Here is a 14,519-nt window from a genome sequence, read left to right as displayed (position 1 = left end):
ACGCCGATCTAGGAGACTTTCCGTGGACGTACGCAAGCTGATCATCGTCGGTTCCGGCCCGGCCGGTTACACCGCCGCCGTGTACGCGAGCCGCGCCAGCCTGAACCCCCTCGTCATCGAGGGCGCGCAGTCCGGCGGCGCACTGATGACGACCACCGAGGTGGAGAACTTCCCGGGCTTCCCCGAGGGCATCATGGGCCCGGAGCTGATGGAGAACATGCGCGCGCAGGCCGAGCGGTTCGGCGCGGAGTTCATCACCGACGACGCGACCCGGGTGGACCTGTCGGGCGACGTGAAGAAGGTCTGGATCGGCGACACCGAGTACCAGGCGCACGCCGTGATCCTGTCCACCGGTTCCGCCTGGCGGCACCTGGGCGTGGAGGGCGAGGACCGGCTCCTCGGCCACGGCGTGTCGAGCTGCGCCACCTGTGACGGCTTCTTCTTCCGCGGCCAGCACATCGTGGTGGTCGGCGGTGGCGACACCGCGATGGAGGAGGCGACGTTCCTGACGAAGTTCGCCGAGACCGTGACGATCGTGCACCGCCGGCACGAGTTCCGGGCCAGCAAGGTGATGGTGGAGCGCGCGCTGTCCAACCCGAAGATCAAGGTCGAGTGGAACAGCGTCGTCCAGGAGATCCTCGGCGAGGACAAGGTCACCGGCGTGGTCCTGCGGGACACCGTCACCGGTGAGGAGCGCAAGCTCGACATCACCGGCCTGTTCGTCGCGATCGGCCACGACCCGCGCAACGAGTTGTTCGTCGGCCAGGTGGACCTCGACGACGAGGGCTACGTGAAGGTCGACGCCCCGAGTACCCGTACCAACCTCACCGGGGTCTTCGCGGCCGGTGACCTGGTGGACCACACGTACCGCCAGGCCATCACCGCCGCGGGCACCGGTTGTGCCGCAGCGCTCGACGCCGAGCGGTTCCTCGCCCACGTGACAGGAGAGTAGATACATGAAGGCAGTGACCGACGCGAGCTTCGTCTCCGACGTCCTCCAGTCCAAGAAGCCGGTGCTGGTGGACTTCTGGGCCGAATGGTGCGCGCCCTGCAGGAAGGTCAGCCCGGTGCTCGCCGAGCTCGCCGAGGAGCTGGGCGACAAGATCGAGATCGTCAAGCTCGACGGTGACGCCAACCCCGAGGTCATGCGCGACTACAAGGTCATGTCGCTGCCGACCCTGACCATCTTCCAGGGTGGCAAGCCGGTGTCGTCGATGATCGGCGCGCACCCGAAGAGCAAGATCAAGGCCTTCATCGAGGACGCGATCTAGTTTCACACTTTCTGGCGGTGACCCTCGAAGATCGGGGGTCACCGCCAGAATTGTGTGTGAGGGACGGCACGCTGTGGGTAAGGGGACCGTGAGCGCGGCGCACCGGGGGTGGGCTGCGAAGTTTGTCTGGATCACAGCCGCTAGCCTCGTGGCAGCGGTCAACTAGGCTGCGGACACCGCGACAGGAGGAGAACGCGTGCGCTCATTCCGGCGAGGAGCCACCGGCCCGGCCGTCGTGGAGATCCGCGCGACCCTGCGGAAGCTGGGCGTGCTCGACCCGGCCGCCGGCTCCGGCGAGAGCTCCGGCGACGAGGTCTTCGACGCGGCCACCGAGCTGGCCGTGCGGACGTTCCAGCAGTCCAGGGGCCTGACCGCCGACGGCGCGGTGGGCGACGAGACCTGGCGGGCGCTGGTCGCCGCCCAGTGGCAGCTCGGCGAGCGCCTGCTCTACCAGACCCTGCCCGACCCGCTGGTCGGCGACGACGTGCGCCAGTTGCAGGAGCGGCTGCTGGAGATGGGCTACGACCCGTCCCGCCCCGACGGCATCTTCGGCCCCGCCACGGCGCGGGCCCTGGCCCAGTTCCAGCGCGAGGTCGGCCTGGTGCCGGACGGCTCGTTCGGGCCGTCGACGATGGCCGCGCTGCGCCGGCTGGGCCGCAAGGTCGTCGGCGGCCGGCCGCAGTTCCTCCGCGAGTCGGCGAACCTGTTCCACGCCGGCCCGGCCCTCGCCGGCAAGCGGATCATCATCGACCCCGGGCACGGCGGCACCGACCCCGGCGTCACCGACGGCGGGCACACCGAGTCCGGCCTGATGTTCGACCTGGCCAGCCGCCTGGAGGGCCGGCTGGCCGCCGCCGGGGTGGCCGTGCACCTGACCCGGGGCCCGGACAACGGGTTCACCGACGCCGAGCGGGCCGAGCTGGCCAACAACCTCGGCGGCGACCTGCTGATCTCCCTGCACACCGACGGGCACCACAACCCGCTGGCCGCCGGCGTGGCCACCTACCACTACGGCGGCGACAACGCGGTCACGTCCACGGCGGGGGAGCGGTTCGCCGGCCTGGTGCAGCGCGAGATCGTCGCCCGGACCGGGATGATCGACTGCCGGGTGCACGCCAAGACCTGGGAGCTGCTCCGCCGTAGCCGGATGCCGGCGGTCCGGGTCGAGGTCGGCTACCTGACCTCGCCGTCGGACCGGGCCCGGCTCACCGACCCGGCGTTCCGCGACACCGTGGTCGACGCGCTGCTCGCCGCGATCCAGCGGATGTTCTTCTCGATGGAGGCCGACGTGCCGACCGGCACGTTCGACGTGTCCAGCCTGCGGGCGATGCTGGCCGGTCGATGATCGTCCTGCTCCCACCGAGCGAAACCAAGAATCCGACGGGTACGGGGGAGCCGCTGGCCCTGTCCGCACTGTCGTTCCCGGAGCTGAACCCGGTCCGCCAGCGCCTCGTGACGGTCCTGTCCGGACTGTCGCCGGAGGAGGGTCGCGCGGCGCTGGGCCTGAGCGAGAAGCAGGAACAGGAGCTCAAGCACAACCTCGTGCTCCGCGAGGCGGCCACCATGCCGGCCCTGGACCGCTACACCGGGGTGCTGTTCGACTCCCTCGACGCGCCGACGCTGCCGGCGGGGGCGCGCGCCCGGCTCATGGTCGGGTCGGCGCTGTTCGGGCTGCTGGGCGCGGAGGACCCGGTTCCGGCGTACCGGCTGTCGGGCGGGTCACGGCTCCCTGGCGTCGGCGGCCTGCCGGCCCTGTGGAAGCCCGTGCTGGGCCCGGTGCTGCGCGGGCTGGACGGGATGGTCGTGGACCTGCGTTCGGGCGCGTACGGGGCTCTGGCGCCCCTGCCCGGGGCCGTCGCGGTCCGGGTGGTCACCGCCGAGGGCAAGGTCGTGTCGCACTTCAACAAGGCGACCAAGGGGCTGCTGGCCCGGGCCCTCGCCCAGGCTCCGGTCGAGACGGTCGACGAGCTGGTCGACGTCGCCCGTGCCGCCGGGCTGGAGGCGACCGCCACCGGGCGTTGGACCGTGGAGATCGTGCACGCGTGATCTACCGCACGCGTGCCGGGTCGGGCTCCGCTCGTACCAAATAATGGGTCTCATGCCCTTGAGACTCTTCCGGTTCGCAGCACTCGCCGAGGCCTGCTCGTGGATCGGCCTGCTGGTCGGGATGTTCTTCAAGTACGTCGTCGTGCACAACGAGATCGGCGTGAAGGTGTTCGGCCCGATCCACGGCGCGCTGTTCGTCCTGTACGGGGTGTCCGTCCTGCTCTGCGCCCGCAACTACCGCTGGGACGCCCGGACGGTGCTCCTGGGGCTGTTCGCCGCGATCCCGCCGCTGGCCACCCTGTGGTTCGAGCGCCGGGTGGCCGGGCGGGACCTGGTCACCGACTAGCGTCGGGGCGCCAGCTCGGTGCGGGTGAACTGGGTCGGCCGCAGCGCCTGCTCCGGGCTCATCGTGCCGAGGAGCTTCTCCAGCGCGTACTCCACGTCGCTCTTCCAGCCCAGCGCCGTGCGCAGCTCGAGGCGCAGCCGCGGGTACCTCGGGTGCGGGCGGACCGTCTTGAACCCGACCGACAGGAAGAAGTCGACAGGCGCGACGCACTCCGGCTGCTCCCACTTCGCGTCCCCGAACGCCTCGATCGCCTTCACGCCCCGCTTGGTCAGCTCCCGGGCCACGCCCTGCACGAGCATCCGCCCCAGCCCGGCTCCGGCGAACGACGGCACCACGTGCGCGGTCGTCAGCAGCACGGCGTCGGGGGAGACCGGACTCGTCGGGAAGGCCATCGAGCGCGGGACGTAGGCCGGCGGCGCGTACATCACGTAGCCGGCCGGCAGGCCGTCCACGTACGCGAGCTTGCCGCACGAGCCCCACTCCAGCAGGGTCTGCGAGACCCAGGACTCCTTGGCCAGATCGGCCGTGCCGTTGGCGCACGAGCGCTCACCGGCGATCGGATCCAGCTCCCAGTGCACGCAGGACCGACACTTCCTCGGCAGCTCCTCGAGCGTGTCCAAGGTCAAACTGACCAGACGGCGCGACACATGCACCCCCAAAAACCTCGATCGGGCCCACGTCTGCACAGGTCAGCGAACCTTGCGTATTGCCCAGAAGGACAAGTCTAAGGTGCCTCTCCTCCGAACAGCCGAGAGTTGACACGTTTCGGCCCGGTAGAATCAGACGATCCGCGCGCCCCGCGCTGGGTCACAGACGCCCCGGCCGAGGCGCCCTCCTGCGCGACGGTTCGGAGGACTGAGTGACCGGCACGACGCTTGACGACTACACCGATAGGTACGCCCAACGGGTTCGAGGCATGACGGCCTCGGAGATCCGGGCTCTTTTCGCAGTCGCAAGTCGGCCGGAGGTGGTCAGCCTCGCCGGCGGATCGCCATTCGTCTCCGCACTCCCGCTCGACGCCGTCGGCGAGATGATGGGCGAGCTGATCGCCAAGAACGGGGCCTCGGCCCTGCAGTACTGCATCGGGCAGGGCGACCTCGCCCTGCGCGAGATCATCTGCGAGATCATGGCGCTCGAGGGCATCGACGCGCGGTGCGGGGCATCCCCCGACGACGTCGTGGTCACCACCGGAGCCCAGCAGGCTCTGGACCTGGTCGCCAGGGTGTTCCTCGACCCGGGCGACGTCGTGCTCGCCGAGGGGCCCTCGTACGTCGGGGCGCTCGGGGTGTTCCAGGCCGCGCAGGCGGATGTGGTGCACGTACCCATGGATGATCTTGGTCTGATCCCTTCGGCGCTTTCCGCGGCGCTGGAGGACATGGCGAAGGCCGGTCGGCGGGTCAAGTTCCTCTACACCGTGCCGACCTACCACAACCCCGGCGGTGTGACCCTGCCCAACGAACGCCGCGACGAGATCATCGAGATCTGCGCGCGCGCCGGGCTGCTCATCCTCGAGGACAACCCTTACGGCCTGCTCGGCTTCGACACCGAGCCGCTGCCGGCCCTGCGGTCCCGGGTGCGCGAGGGCATCATCTACCTCGGCACCTTCTCCAAGACCTTCGCCTCCGGGGTCCGGGTCGGCTGGATCCTCGCCCCGCACGCCGTCCGCGACAAGCTCGTCATGGCGTCCGAGGCCCAGATCCTCTGCCCCAGCATGCTGTCCCAGTCGGCCGTCACCGCCTACTTCACGACCATGCCGTGGCAGGAACAACTCAAAAAATTCCAGGGGGTGTACGCGGAACGCCGCGACGCCGTCCTCACCGCCCTCGACGACTTCATGCCCGCCGGCACCCAGTGGACCAGGCCGGCCGGTGGCTTCTACGTCTGGCTCACCCTGCCCGACGGGCTCGACTCCAAGGCCATGGTGCCGCGCGCCATCAACAACCGGGTCGCGTACGTGCCCGGCACCGGGTTCTACGCCGACGGCACCGGCCGGCAGAACCTGCGCCTGTCGTACTGCTTCCCGCCCCCCGAGCGGATCCGCGAAGGAGTGCGCCGGCTCGCCGCCACCATCGAGGAAGAGCAGGCCCTGCGGGCGACCTTCGGAGTAGCTTCATAGAGTGGTGGTTTCGTCGCTGCCGGGTGTGGCCGGCAGCGCGTCACCGTCCTCTTCCCTTCACACTGACCAACCGTCGGTCGCTGGTCGTTCGACGAAGGAGCACAGCATGAGTTTCGCCCACGTCCTGGTCCTCGCCGGGGGCCTGTCCTATGAGCGCGACGTCTCGCTGCGGTCCGGCCGCCGGGTGCTCGACGCGCTCCGGCTCGCCGGCCTCGACGCCGAACAGCGCGACGCCGACGTGACCCTGCTTCCCATCCTCACCGCCACCCCACCCGACGCCGTGCTGATCTCGCTGCACGGGGCGACGGGGGAGGACGGCGCGCTGCGCGGGGTGCTGGAGCTGTCCGGCGTCCCGTACGTCGGCCCCGACGCCCGGGCCGCCCGGCTCGCCTGGGACAAGCCCACCGCCAAGGCCGTCCTCCGGGACAACAACCTGCCGACGCCCGACTGGATCACGCTCCCGCAGGAGACCTTCTCCGAACTCGGCGCCGGCGCGCTCATGACCCAGATCATCGACCGGCTCGGCCTGCCGCTCATGGTCAAGCCCACCCAGGGCGGCTCCGGGCTCGGCGCGCACGTGGTCCGGGAGGCCTCCGAGCTGCCCGCCGCGATGGTGGGCTGCTTCGCGTACGGCGGCACGGCCCTCATCGAGCGCTTCGTCACCGGCGTCGACGTCGCGGTCACCGTCCTCGACCTCGGCGACGGCCCCGTGGCCCTGCCCGCCGTCGAGATCGTCCCCGCCAACGGGGTGTACGACTACACCGCCCGCTACACCGCCGGCGTCACCACCTGGCACGCGCCGGCCCGGCTCCCCGAGGAGGTCACCGAGAGGGTGGCCGAGATCGCGGTGGCGACGTACAAGGCGCTCGGGCTGCGGGACCTGTCCCGGGTGGACCTGATCGTCGACGCGGGCGGGGACGCGCACGTGCTGGAGGCGAACGTGTCGCCGGGGTTGACCGAGACGTCGTTGGTGCCGATGGCCATCGAGGCGGCGGGGCTGGACTTCGGCGAGGTGTTGAGCAAGCTGATCCAGGCGGCGATCGACCGCAAGTCCTGATCTGCACGGCCCCGGGCCCGGTCTCCTCTTCGGAGGGGCCGGGCTCGTTCGTGTCCGGGGTGTGGGGCGGTTCGTGGTGCGGGGCGCGAGGCGCGCGGCTCGGCAGGGCGCGGCTCGGCGGGGCGCGGGGCGGGGCCCGGCGAGGCGGCGCGGCGGTTGGGCGCGTGGGGTCCTGGAAATTTTTTCGTAGGGCGGCAACCCTTTGAATCGAGGGTGACGTCTAGCCCGTTGTCCGACGCCGAACCCCTTCCACCGGAGCAATCACGTGGTTTCCACCGCCGATGAGTTCGACAGCTTTGTTCGAACTCGCACCCCTGCGCTACTGCGCTCGGCGTACCTCCTGACCGGCGATCAGCACCTCGCAGAGGACCTCGTCCAGAGTGCACTCGCCAGGACCCACCGGTCCTGGAAGAAGCTGCACGAGGTGGGGAACGCCGAGGCGTACACCCGCAAGATCATGTATCACCTCCAGGTGAGCTGGTGGCGGAAGCGCCGGATCGCCGAGTCGATGCCCGGCGACCTGCCCGACCGGGGCGGCGAGGACGGCACCACGGCCACGACGCTCAAGATCACGCTCCGGCAGGCGCTGCTCAAACTCACGGACAAGCAGCGAGCCGTCCTCGTCCTGCGCTTCTTCGAGGACCACACCGAGTCCGAGACCGCCGAACTCCTCGGGGTCACGCTCGGCACCGTCAAGTCCCAGACCTCCAAGGCCCTCGCCCGGCTGCGGACCGTCGCCCCCGAGCTCGCCCTCGCCAACGGAGACGCCCGATGAACAACGACCTGCACACCCAGCTCGCGGCGCTCGCGGAGGACGTCGCCCCTGTGGACCTGCACAGCCGGGTACTCGCCAGCTCCCGCCGCCTCGCCTGGCAGCGCGGCACCCTCGCCGGCGGCGTGGCCCTGGCCGTCGTCGGCGTGGTCGCCGGCTCGGCCATGGCCCTGACCCCGACCCCCCGCTCCACCATCATCCCGGCCGACACCCCCGGGCCCTCGGTGTCCCAGTCCGCCAGCCCGACCCCGTCGACCTCGCCCGAGCCCGCCATGACCGGCACGCCGATCGACCTGGCGAACGCCACCCTCGACATCCCCGCCTGGGTGTTCGACAAGAGTCCACAGTGCCGGGGCCAGCAGACCCTGGCCGACGGCACCGGACCAGGCACCCCCCAGGGAGCCCCACGCAACATCGTCCTGGGCAAGGTGGTCACCGGAGACGTCAACCACGACCACGTACTGGACACCGTCGCCATCATCAGGTGCCGGACCGGCCAGAACCCGCTCACCCAGATCGTCGCGTTCGACCAGGACGCGACAGGCACCGTGCACACCATCGGACAGGTGGTGGCCGACACCACCCCGGACGGCGACCCGCACGAGCTGGCAGTCATCTTCGACGTGGCCGTCACCGCCGAGGGCGCGGTGCAGGCTGAGGTCGGCGACTTCTCCGGACTCCGCGACGCGGACTCGGCACAGTACTCCCAGCACCAGACCCGAACCTACGGCTGGGACGGACAGAAGTTCCACCAGACCGGCGGCCCCACGAGTGTCGGGAAGAACCCGCACTTCGCCAAACTCGTCGTCACCTCCACCGACCTCACTTTCGGCCCGTTCACCGGCGGACAGCGGACCGGCACCTTGACCGTCACCGTCCACAACGACGGCATGGGAGCGGCGTGGAACACCTCGGTGGCGATCTGGGCCCCCGGAGCCGTCCGGCAGTCCGGCACCGGGTGGACCGGGTGCACCCGGGACGCCAACCAGCCGGACAAGTTCGGCGCGCACTGCGCCCTCGGCAAACTCCAGCCGGGCGAGACCAGGACGCTCACGTTGGAGTTCACGCTGCCCTACTCGAGCATCGACACCACGAACACCGACTCGTATGTCTTCGGGATCGCGCGACACGCCGAGGCCGATGGCGACTATCGGGGGAGCACCACATCCGAGGCCAAATTCGCACTGAAGCTCTAGTCCAGAACGCATGCTGGCCTGTCCCTATCCGGGGCAGGCCGGCATGCGTTCTCAGAGATCCGGCTAGTGCTGCCGCACCAACCAACGGAGTCTCGGTGTCGCGAACGCGTGGTGCAGCAGGTTCAGCGCGACCAGCGCCCACCCCACGGCCGGCGCGCCACAGGCCACGAAGGCCACCGGGCCGCCGAACAGAACGAGCAACTCGATGAGGAGCCGGACGACACCCGGCACTGGGACCGGCGCCTTGCCGTTCCGGCTCGGGTCGCCCGGCACCGCGAAGACTCCCCAGAGGGTGGCTCCCGCCAGTACGCCGAGAACGGCCAGCAGGACGGCGAGGACACCACTCGCCAGATGCCAACCGGCCCACGCGAAGCCGGCGAGGGCTGCGAGTTCCAGGCACAACCTGAGCGCCAGGTTCCACGGGGGAACAGTTGGCGGAGTGTTGATCATGCGCCGGACTGTAGCTCACTCCGCAGGCCGGCGGGCGATGTGGAATCCGGCCGTGTTTCACGTGAAGCATCGGCGCCTTCGGTGGGTCTTTCATCGCCGGCGTGGGCAGTGGTGTGTTCGGCGCCGTCCGACATCCGGGGCGACGGCTTCGGCGGGCGTGGCCGGATCCGTCGCCCCGCACTGGGGTGGCCTGCCGGTGGCGGTTGCCGCGGCTGAGCCTGGCTAGCCGTCTCCCGGCTGGGGTGATCGGCGGCGGGCTGCTGTGGGTGGGGCGATGTTTCACGTGAAACAAGGATGGCGGCGGGCGGCGCAGAATCCATGGTGCGCACGATGAGGAGTTGAAGGGCTAGGCCGAGTCGGGCACCCAGGGGAGGCGCGGTCGACCGCTGTCGAGGCCAGCGCCACTGGAGTCTCGGTGTTTCACGTGAAACATCGCTGGCACACAGACGTGGAGTCGATGAGGCCCTCGTGTTTCACGTGAAACATGCCGCACGGAATCACCCGGCCCAGCGGCCCAGCGGCCCAGCGGCCCAGCGGCCCAGCGGCCCAGCGGCCCAGCGGCCCAGCGGCCCAGCGGCCCAGCGGCCCAGCGGCCCAGCGGCCCAGCGGCCCAGCGGCCCAGCGGCCCAGCGGCCCAGCGGCCCAGCGGCCCAGCGGCCCAGCGGCCCAGCGGCCCAGCGGCCCAGCGGCCCAGCGGCCCAGCGGCCCAGCGGCCCAGCGGCCCAGCGGCCCAGCGGCCCAGCGGCCCAGCGGCCCAGCGGCCCAGCGGCCCAGCGGCCCAGCGGCCCAGCGGCCCAGCGGCCCAGCGGCCCAGCGGCCCAGCGGCGAAAATCTAGTTCCGGCTGCTGATCTGCGCAACGGGGACGGCAAGAATTGGCTCAGCCTCGACTGCTCGCAGGGCAGCAGTTCACCCGGTCCTCGACATCCCACCAGGACAGACCGAGGTATGGCCGGGTAGCCAGAGCGCCTCACTGCGGGCGGGCACGAACGGGCCGCGCGGGCCTGCACGAGCGGGCCGCAGTCTGGATGCCGTGACGAGCCAGCAGGGCTCGACTGCCGGCTACCACTCGACGGTGCGCGCATGTTGGTGGCCGGATCGCTGACCGCTTGGTGTCGACAGCCATGGCCACACACGCCGGGTCCGACTGATCGAGCGCATGCAAAAGGAGCCATGTTTCACGTGAAACATGGCTCCCGGATTGGGCTTCCCGACTACGGACGATCTATTCCGCGGCACCCCAGTCAATCGGCGGCGGCGCCATCACAGCCCGCCCGCCATGCTCGGCAAGGTACGCGGCGACAAACGCCAGGTTCTCCAACCACGGCCGTTCCTCCACCGGGGGAAGTACGTCATCCCACAGGGAGAGGAACGTCCCCCGCAGCTGAAGTTGCCCGTACGGTCGGGCCAGGAACCAGAGGTGCAGGTGAGCGGATCCGTCGCCCCACCGATTCACGTGTACCCGGGCGACTCCGTCCAGGCAGCGAATGGCGCGTTCGAGCCGGACGGTGAGGACGCCCATCTCGGTCGCTAGCAGGTTCGGCAAGTCGCCGAGATCGAGGTGCGAACGGGTCTCAAGCATCAGCACCATGGGGAGGCCGGTCGGTCCGAGCGCCCGGAGACGCCACCGCTCATCGACCCAGATGTAGTCCTCGTCGGTACGTTTGCATGCGGTGCAAGTACTGGGATCCTCGCCTTCCCGATCGGGCTCAAGCTCGACCGGCGGATCGAGGGCGCGAATCTTGAACTCGCCCTCGAAGGGAAACGTCGGCCAGGAAACGAAGTCCGGAAGTTCTCTGTCGTGGGGCACAGCTGGGGTGTCGTCGGCCACAATCGGACCTTATCCGAGTCGCGCCAGGATGGACACACCGCAGGTGCGACGAACAGTATCGTCACCGTGACGTGAGTCCCGAGGGTTAGGGGATAGGCCTAAAATAGGCCCTAGTTTGACCATAATTGTCATGACTCTGAGCGATGATCCAAACTCAGCGAAATTCGTCGATTCCATCGGGGACTTTCGACGATCCCGAGCCCGGATCTCCCCGGAAGCACGAACTGAATTTCCAAGATCCGAAAATCTCAGCCCACCACCCGACCGGCTCACGGCTCACGGCTCACGGCTCACGGCTCACGGCTCACGGCTCACGGCTCACGGCTCACGGCTCACGGCTCACGGCTCACGGCTCACGGCTCACGGCTCACGGCTCACGGCTCACGGCTCACCCAGATGATCCGTCATGACGCGGGTTCCGCAAGGCACCCCGTGCCTGAGATCGACCCCACGGCGAACCGCCTTTCAACCCACGACGTCATCCGCGAAGCATGGCTGGTCCGTCTTCTCGACTACGCCGAAAGTCCGAGCTCACCCCAGAGCTGATTCCGCTCCGGCCTGTTCTTCCTCGACCCAGCACTCCGCGACCCTCAGAACCAACGTTCGGGGGAGACCCCACCAAAGCCAAGCCACTGAGCCACGCGGCTATGAACCTCACTTCGTCCGCGCCATCCACAGGGCAAGCCGGCCGCCCAAAGCCCTCACGCCCGAGCCTGCGGCCAAGGTCCACGCCCATGCCATGCTCACGCCCTCAAGCCCAAGCCTTCAAACCCAATCCCTCAGACCCAAGCCCATGGCCCAGGCCAAAGCCCCGAGCCCCACGTCCAGGTCCAGGTCCACGCCCCAGATCCTCAGACCTAGCCTCAGGCCCACGCCCCAATCCCGCGCCAGACCCCGAGGCCGAGAACCCAGGCCCCGGGCCCCACGCCCCGGAACACAGGAAACCCCGAGCACCAACAGGCGCCCGGGGCTCAGTACCCAAAGAATGGATCTATTCCGCCGGCCGATCCAACCCGATCACACCCACGATCCGCTCCAGATCATCCACCGTAGCGAACTCGATAGTGATCTTCCCCTTACGCTTCCCCAGATCAACCCGAACCTTGGTATCGAACCGATCGCACAACTTCTCCGCCAACTCACCCAACGCCGGAGCATGCGCCTTGGGCCGCCGCGCCGCCGGAGCCTTCCGCGTCTCCGGCGCACCGAGCGACACCAGCTCCTCGGTCACCCGCACAGACAGCCCCTCGGCCACGATCCGCAGCGCGAGCGCCTCCTGGGCCTCGGCGTTGTCGAGGGAGAGCAGCGCCCGCGCGTGCCCCGCCGACAACACCCCCGCCGCGACCCGCCGCTGGACCCCGGCGGGCAGGTTCAGGAGTCGGATCGTGTTGGTGATCTGCGGTCGGCTGCGGCCGATCCGCCGGGACAGCTCCTCGTGGGTGGCGCCGAACTCCTCCAGCAGCTGCTGGTAGGCGGCGCCCTCTTCCAACGGGTTGAGGTTCGCCCGGTGGATGTTCTCCAGGAGGGCGTCGCGGAGCATCGCGTCGTCGGCGGTCTCGCGGATGATCGCCGGGATCGCGGTGAGCCCGATCGCCTGGGCGGAACGCCAGCGGCGCTCGCCCATGATCAGCTCGTACTTGCCCGGGGCGGTCTCGCGGACCACGATCGGCTGGAGGAACCCGACCTCGCGGATGGACGCCTTCAACTCCTCGAGGGCGTCCTCGTCGAAGATCTGCCGGGGCTGCTTGCTGTTGGGCACGATCGAGTCGATCGGCAGTTCCCGGAACCGGGCGCCGGGCACGGGCGCGAGCTGATCGCCCGGCACGGACACCGGCGCGGTGGGAGCCGGGGCCACCGGAGCCTCAACCGGAGCGGCAACGGGCGCAGGAGTTGCCGGAGGTGCCGCCTGGGCCGGAACGGTCGCCACCGGGGCCGCTGGAGCCTCCTGCGTGGCCTCCGGGGCGGCTGGCCCCGACGGGATCAGCGCCCCGAGCCCACGGCCGAGCCCGCCCCGTCGGTTGGTCTTCATGCGCTTCCTCCGAGCTTCGCGCCGCGCTGCGCGATCTCCTGGGCGGCCTCGAAGTAGCTGGTGGCTCCACGGGAGCCCGGGTCGTACGTCATCACCGACTGACCATAGCTGGGCGCCTCCGAAACCCGGACATTCCGGGGGATGACCGCCTGGAGCACCTTGTCGGTGAAGTAGCTGCGCACCTCCTGCTCGACCTGGTCGGCCAGCCGGGTGCGGCGGTCGTACATGGTGAGCAGGATGGTGGAGACCTCGATCTTCGGGTTCAGGTGCGCCTGGACCAGATCGATGTTGCGGATGAGCTGGCCGAGGCCCTCCAGCGCGTAGTACTCACACTGGATCGGGATCATGACCTCCTCGGCCGCGACGAGGGCGTTGACCGTGAGCAGGCCGAGCGATGGCGGGCAGTCGATCAGGACATAATCGAGCTCTTCCGGGTACGCCTCGATCGCCCGCTTCAGCCGCGACTCCCGGGCGACCACACTGACCAGCTCGATCTCGGCGCCGGCCAGGTCGATCGTGGCGGGGGCGCAGACCAGGTTCGGAATGCCCTCGACCCGAGCGACCACCTCGTCCAGCGGCACGTTGTCGATCAGTGACTCGTAGATGCTGGGCACGCCGGCGTGGTGGTCGACGCCGAGCCCGGTGGAGGCGTTGCCCTGGGGGTCGAGGTCGATGACCAGCACCCGGTTGCCATGCAGGGCGAGCGACACGGCGATGTTCACCGTGGTGGTGGTCTTACCCACCCCGCCCTTCTGGTTCGCGACAGCCATGATGCGCCGCCGGGTCGGGCGGGGGAGTTGGGCCCCGCCGCCGGGGTTGAGCACCTGGACGGCCCGCTTCGCCTCCTGGGCGAGCGGAAGGTCTTCGTCTACGTCACCGGCGGCTGTTTCACGTGAAACATCGCCGAGACGGGGGTGGGGGATGTCGCTCGTTTCACGTGAAACATCGCCGTAGCTGTCGTCCTGCACCGTGTCCACTCCGCTGGATTCGGCACCCTGGGCCGCCGTGGACTCCGAATCTCCGGCGTGTCCGGGGGAGCCCGCGCCGACCGGTGCCGGCACTGCGTCTCCGCCCGATCGGGGGGCGCCCGGCAAGCCTACGGGGACAGAGCCGTCGTCGCCATCGGCGGTCTCGACGGAATCCGGCTCAACCGAAGAAAGGAGCTCAATTTTGGGTACTTTATCCGGATCCAACCGGGGCCCGAACACCCCTGGCGTCAACGGTCGCGTACCCGTCAGATCAGCGAGTGGCGATCTCGCCACGCCCTTCGTCATCCGTCCGGCACGCACCTGCGCATCGCCGGTGGTCGCGTTATCGATGGACTGACTCAGCCTGCCCGTGACCGCACTGCGCAGCCACCCCAACGCACTGACTCGCTTCCGGCCCCCCGCCATCAGCCCCCCTATG

Annotated in this window: 14 protein-coding genes; 9 read left to right on the top strand and 5 right to left on the bottom strand. The window is 69.6% G+C overall.

Features of this window, described 5'->3' with window-relative positions; genetic code table 11:
- Positions 1–22: 22 nt before the first annotated feature.
- The 5 genes from trxB (at position 23) to IW245_RS28740 (ending at position 3,663) form a co-directional block, all read left to right on the top strand.
- Positions 23–952, top strand: coding sequence for a thioredoxin-disulfide reductase (gene trxB, locus IW245_RS28760; protein ID WP_197006272.1), 930 nt, complete (start codon positions 23–25; stop codon positions 950–952).
- A gap of 4 nt (positions 953–956) precedes the next feature.
- The gene (gene trxA, locus IW245_RS28755) at positions 957–1,271 is read left to right on the top strand and encodes a thioredoxin (RefSeq protein WP_197006271.1); all 315 of its coding nucleotides are present in this window, start codon (positions 957–959) and stop codon (positions 1,269–1,271) included.
- Positions 1,272–1,467: 196 nt separating this feature from the next.
- A complete protein-coding gene (locus IW245_RS28750) occupies positions 1,468–2,616 on the top strand; it encodes an N-acetylmuramoyl-L-alanine amidase (RefSeq protein ID WP_197006270.1) in 1,149 nt (382 codons plus the stop codon).
- On the top strand, positions 2,613–3,317 hold the full coding sequence (locus IW245_RS28745; RefSeq protein ID WP_197006269.1) for a YaaA family protein: 705 nt from the start codon (positions 2,613–2,615) through the stop codon (positions 3,315–3,317). Before IW245_RS28750 ends, IW245_RS28745 begins: the two co-directional genes overlap by 4 nt.
- Before the next feature lie 52 nt (positions 3,318–3,369).
- Positions 3,370–3,663 carry a DUF3817 domain-containing protein gene (locus IW245_RS28740; RefSeq protein ID WP_231398970.1) on the top strand — a complete coding sequence of 98 codons (294 nt, stop codon included), beginning with the start codon at positions 3,370–3,372 and terminating at the stop codon, positions 3,661–3,663.
- Here the strand turns inward: IW245_RS28740 and IW245_RS28735 are convergent.
- Positions 3,660–4,310, bottom strand: coding sequence for a GNAT family N-acetyltransferase (locus IW245_RS28735; RefSeq protein ID WP_197006267.1), 651 nt, complete (start codon positions 4,308–4,310; stop codon positions 3,660–3,662). The two genes, IW245_RS28740 and IW245_RS28735, sit on opposite strands and share 4 nt — an antisense overlap.
- Positions 4,311–4,522: 212 nt before the next feature.
- Between IW245_RS28735 and IW245_RS28730 the strand changes: the two genes are divergently transcribed.
- The 4 genes from IW245_RS28730 (at position 4,523) to IW245_RS28715 (ending at position 8,804) form a co-directional block, all read left to right on the top strand.
- The gene (locus tag IW245_RS28730; RefSeq protein WP_197006266.1) at positions 4,523–5,779 is read left to right on the top strand and encodes an aminotransferase-like domain-containing protein; all 1,257 of its coding nucleotides are present in this window, start codon (positions 4,523–4,525) and stop codon (positions 5,777–5,779) included.
- A 106-nt stretch (positions 5,780–5,885) separates the two neighbouring features.
- Positions 5,886–6,836, top strand: a complete 951-nt coding sequence (locus IW245_RS28725) for a D-alanine--D-alanine ligase family protein (RefSeq protein ID WP_197006265.1) — start codon at positions 5,886–5,888, stop codon at positions 6,834–6,836.
- 265 nt (positions 6,837–7,101) lie between these two features.
- Positions 7,102–7,611, top strand: a complete 510-nt coding sequence (locus IW245_RS28720) for a SigE family RNA polymerase sigma factor (protein WP_197006264.1) — start codon at positions 7,102–7,104, stop codon at positions 7,609–7,611.
- Positions 7,608–8,804, top strand: coding sequence for a hypothetical protein (locus IW245_RS28715; RefSeq protein ID WP_197006263.1), 1,197 nt, complete (start codon positions 7,608–7,610; stop codon positions 8,802–8,804). Before IW245_RS28720 ends, IW245_RS28715 begins: the two co-directional genes overlap by 4 nt.
- A 63-nt stretch (positions 8,805–8,867) precedes the next feature.
- Here IW245_RS28715 and IW245_RS28710 read toward each other — a convergent pair whose 3' ends face one another.
- From IW245_RS28710 to IW245_RS41040, 4 genes are all read right to left on the bottom strand, one after another.
- Entirely contained in the window at positions 8,868–9,254 is a 387-nt protein-coding gene (locus IW245_RS28710; protein WP_197006262.1) for a YrdB family protein, read from the bottom strand.
- A 1,223-nt stretch (positions 9,255–10,477) separates the two neighbouring features.
- Positions 10,478–11,083 carry a hypothetical protein gene (locus tag IW245_RS28705; RefSeq protein WP_197006261.1) on the bottom strand — a complete coding sequence of 202 codons (606 nt, stop codon included), beginning with the start codon at positions 11,081–11,083 and terminating at the stop codon, positions 10,478–10,480.
- A 991-nt stretch (positions 11,084–12,074) separates the two neighbouring features.
- Positions 12,075–13,112: a ParB/RepB/Spo0J family partition protein gene (locus IW245_RS28700; protein ID WP_197006260.1), complete on the bottom strand. Its 1,038-nt coding sequence runs from the start codon at positions 13,110–13,112 to the stop codon at positions 12,075–12,077.
- Entirely contained in the window at positions 13,109–14,476 is a 1,368-nt protein-coding gene (locus tag IW245_RS41040; protein WP_307788923.1) for a ParA family protein, read from the bottom strand. The genes IW245_RS28700 and IW245_RS41040 overlap by 4 nt, the downstream gene beginning before the upstream one ends.
- Between the last annotated feature and the right edge of the window lie 43 nt (positions 14,477–14,519).

This window comes from Longispora fulva (assembly GCF_015751905.1).
In the GTDB taxonomy this organism is placed as follows: Bacteria; Actinomycetota; Actinomycetes; order Mycobacteriales; family Micromonosporaceae; genus Longispora; species Longispora fulva.
The sequence above is the reverse complement of the archived record's forward strand: the minus strand, read 5'-3'. Positions and strand labels throughout refer to the sequence as shown.

Bases quoted from the DNA above. Each gene is read 5' to 3' on its own strand.
- IW245_RS28745 (WP_197006269.1), top strand. From the start codon at position 2,613: ATGATCGTCCTGCTCCCACCGAGCGAAACCAAGAATCCGACGGGTACG.
- IW245_RS28725 (WP_197006265.1), top strand. From the start codon at position 5,886: ATGAGTTTCGCCCACGTCCTGGTCCTCGCCGGGGGCCTGTCCTATGAG.
- IW245_RS28700 (WP_197006260.1), bottom strand. From the start codon at position 13,112: ATGAAGACCAACCGACGGGGCGGGCTCGGCCGTGGGCTCGGGGCGCTG.
- IW245_RS28740 (WP_231398970.1), top strand. From the start codon at position 3,370: ATGCCCTTGAGACTCTTCCGGTTCGCAGCACTCGCCGAGGCCTGCTCG.
- trxA (WP_197006271.1), top strand. From the start codon at position 957: ATGAAGGCAGTGACCGACGCGAGCTTCGTCTCCGACGTCCTCCAGTCC.
- IW245_RS28710 (WP_197006262.1), bottom strand. From the start codon at position 9,254: ATGATCAACACTCCGCCAACTGTTCCCCCGTGGAACCTGGCGCTCAGG.
- IW245_RS28715 (WP_197006263.1), top strand. From the start codon at position 7,608: ATGAACAACGACCTGCACACCCAGCTCGCGGCGCTCGCGGAGGACGTC.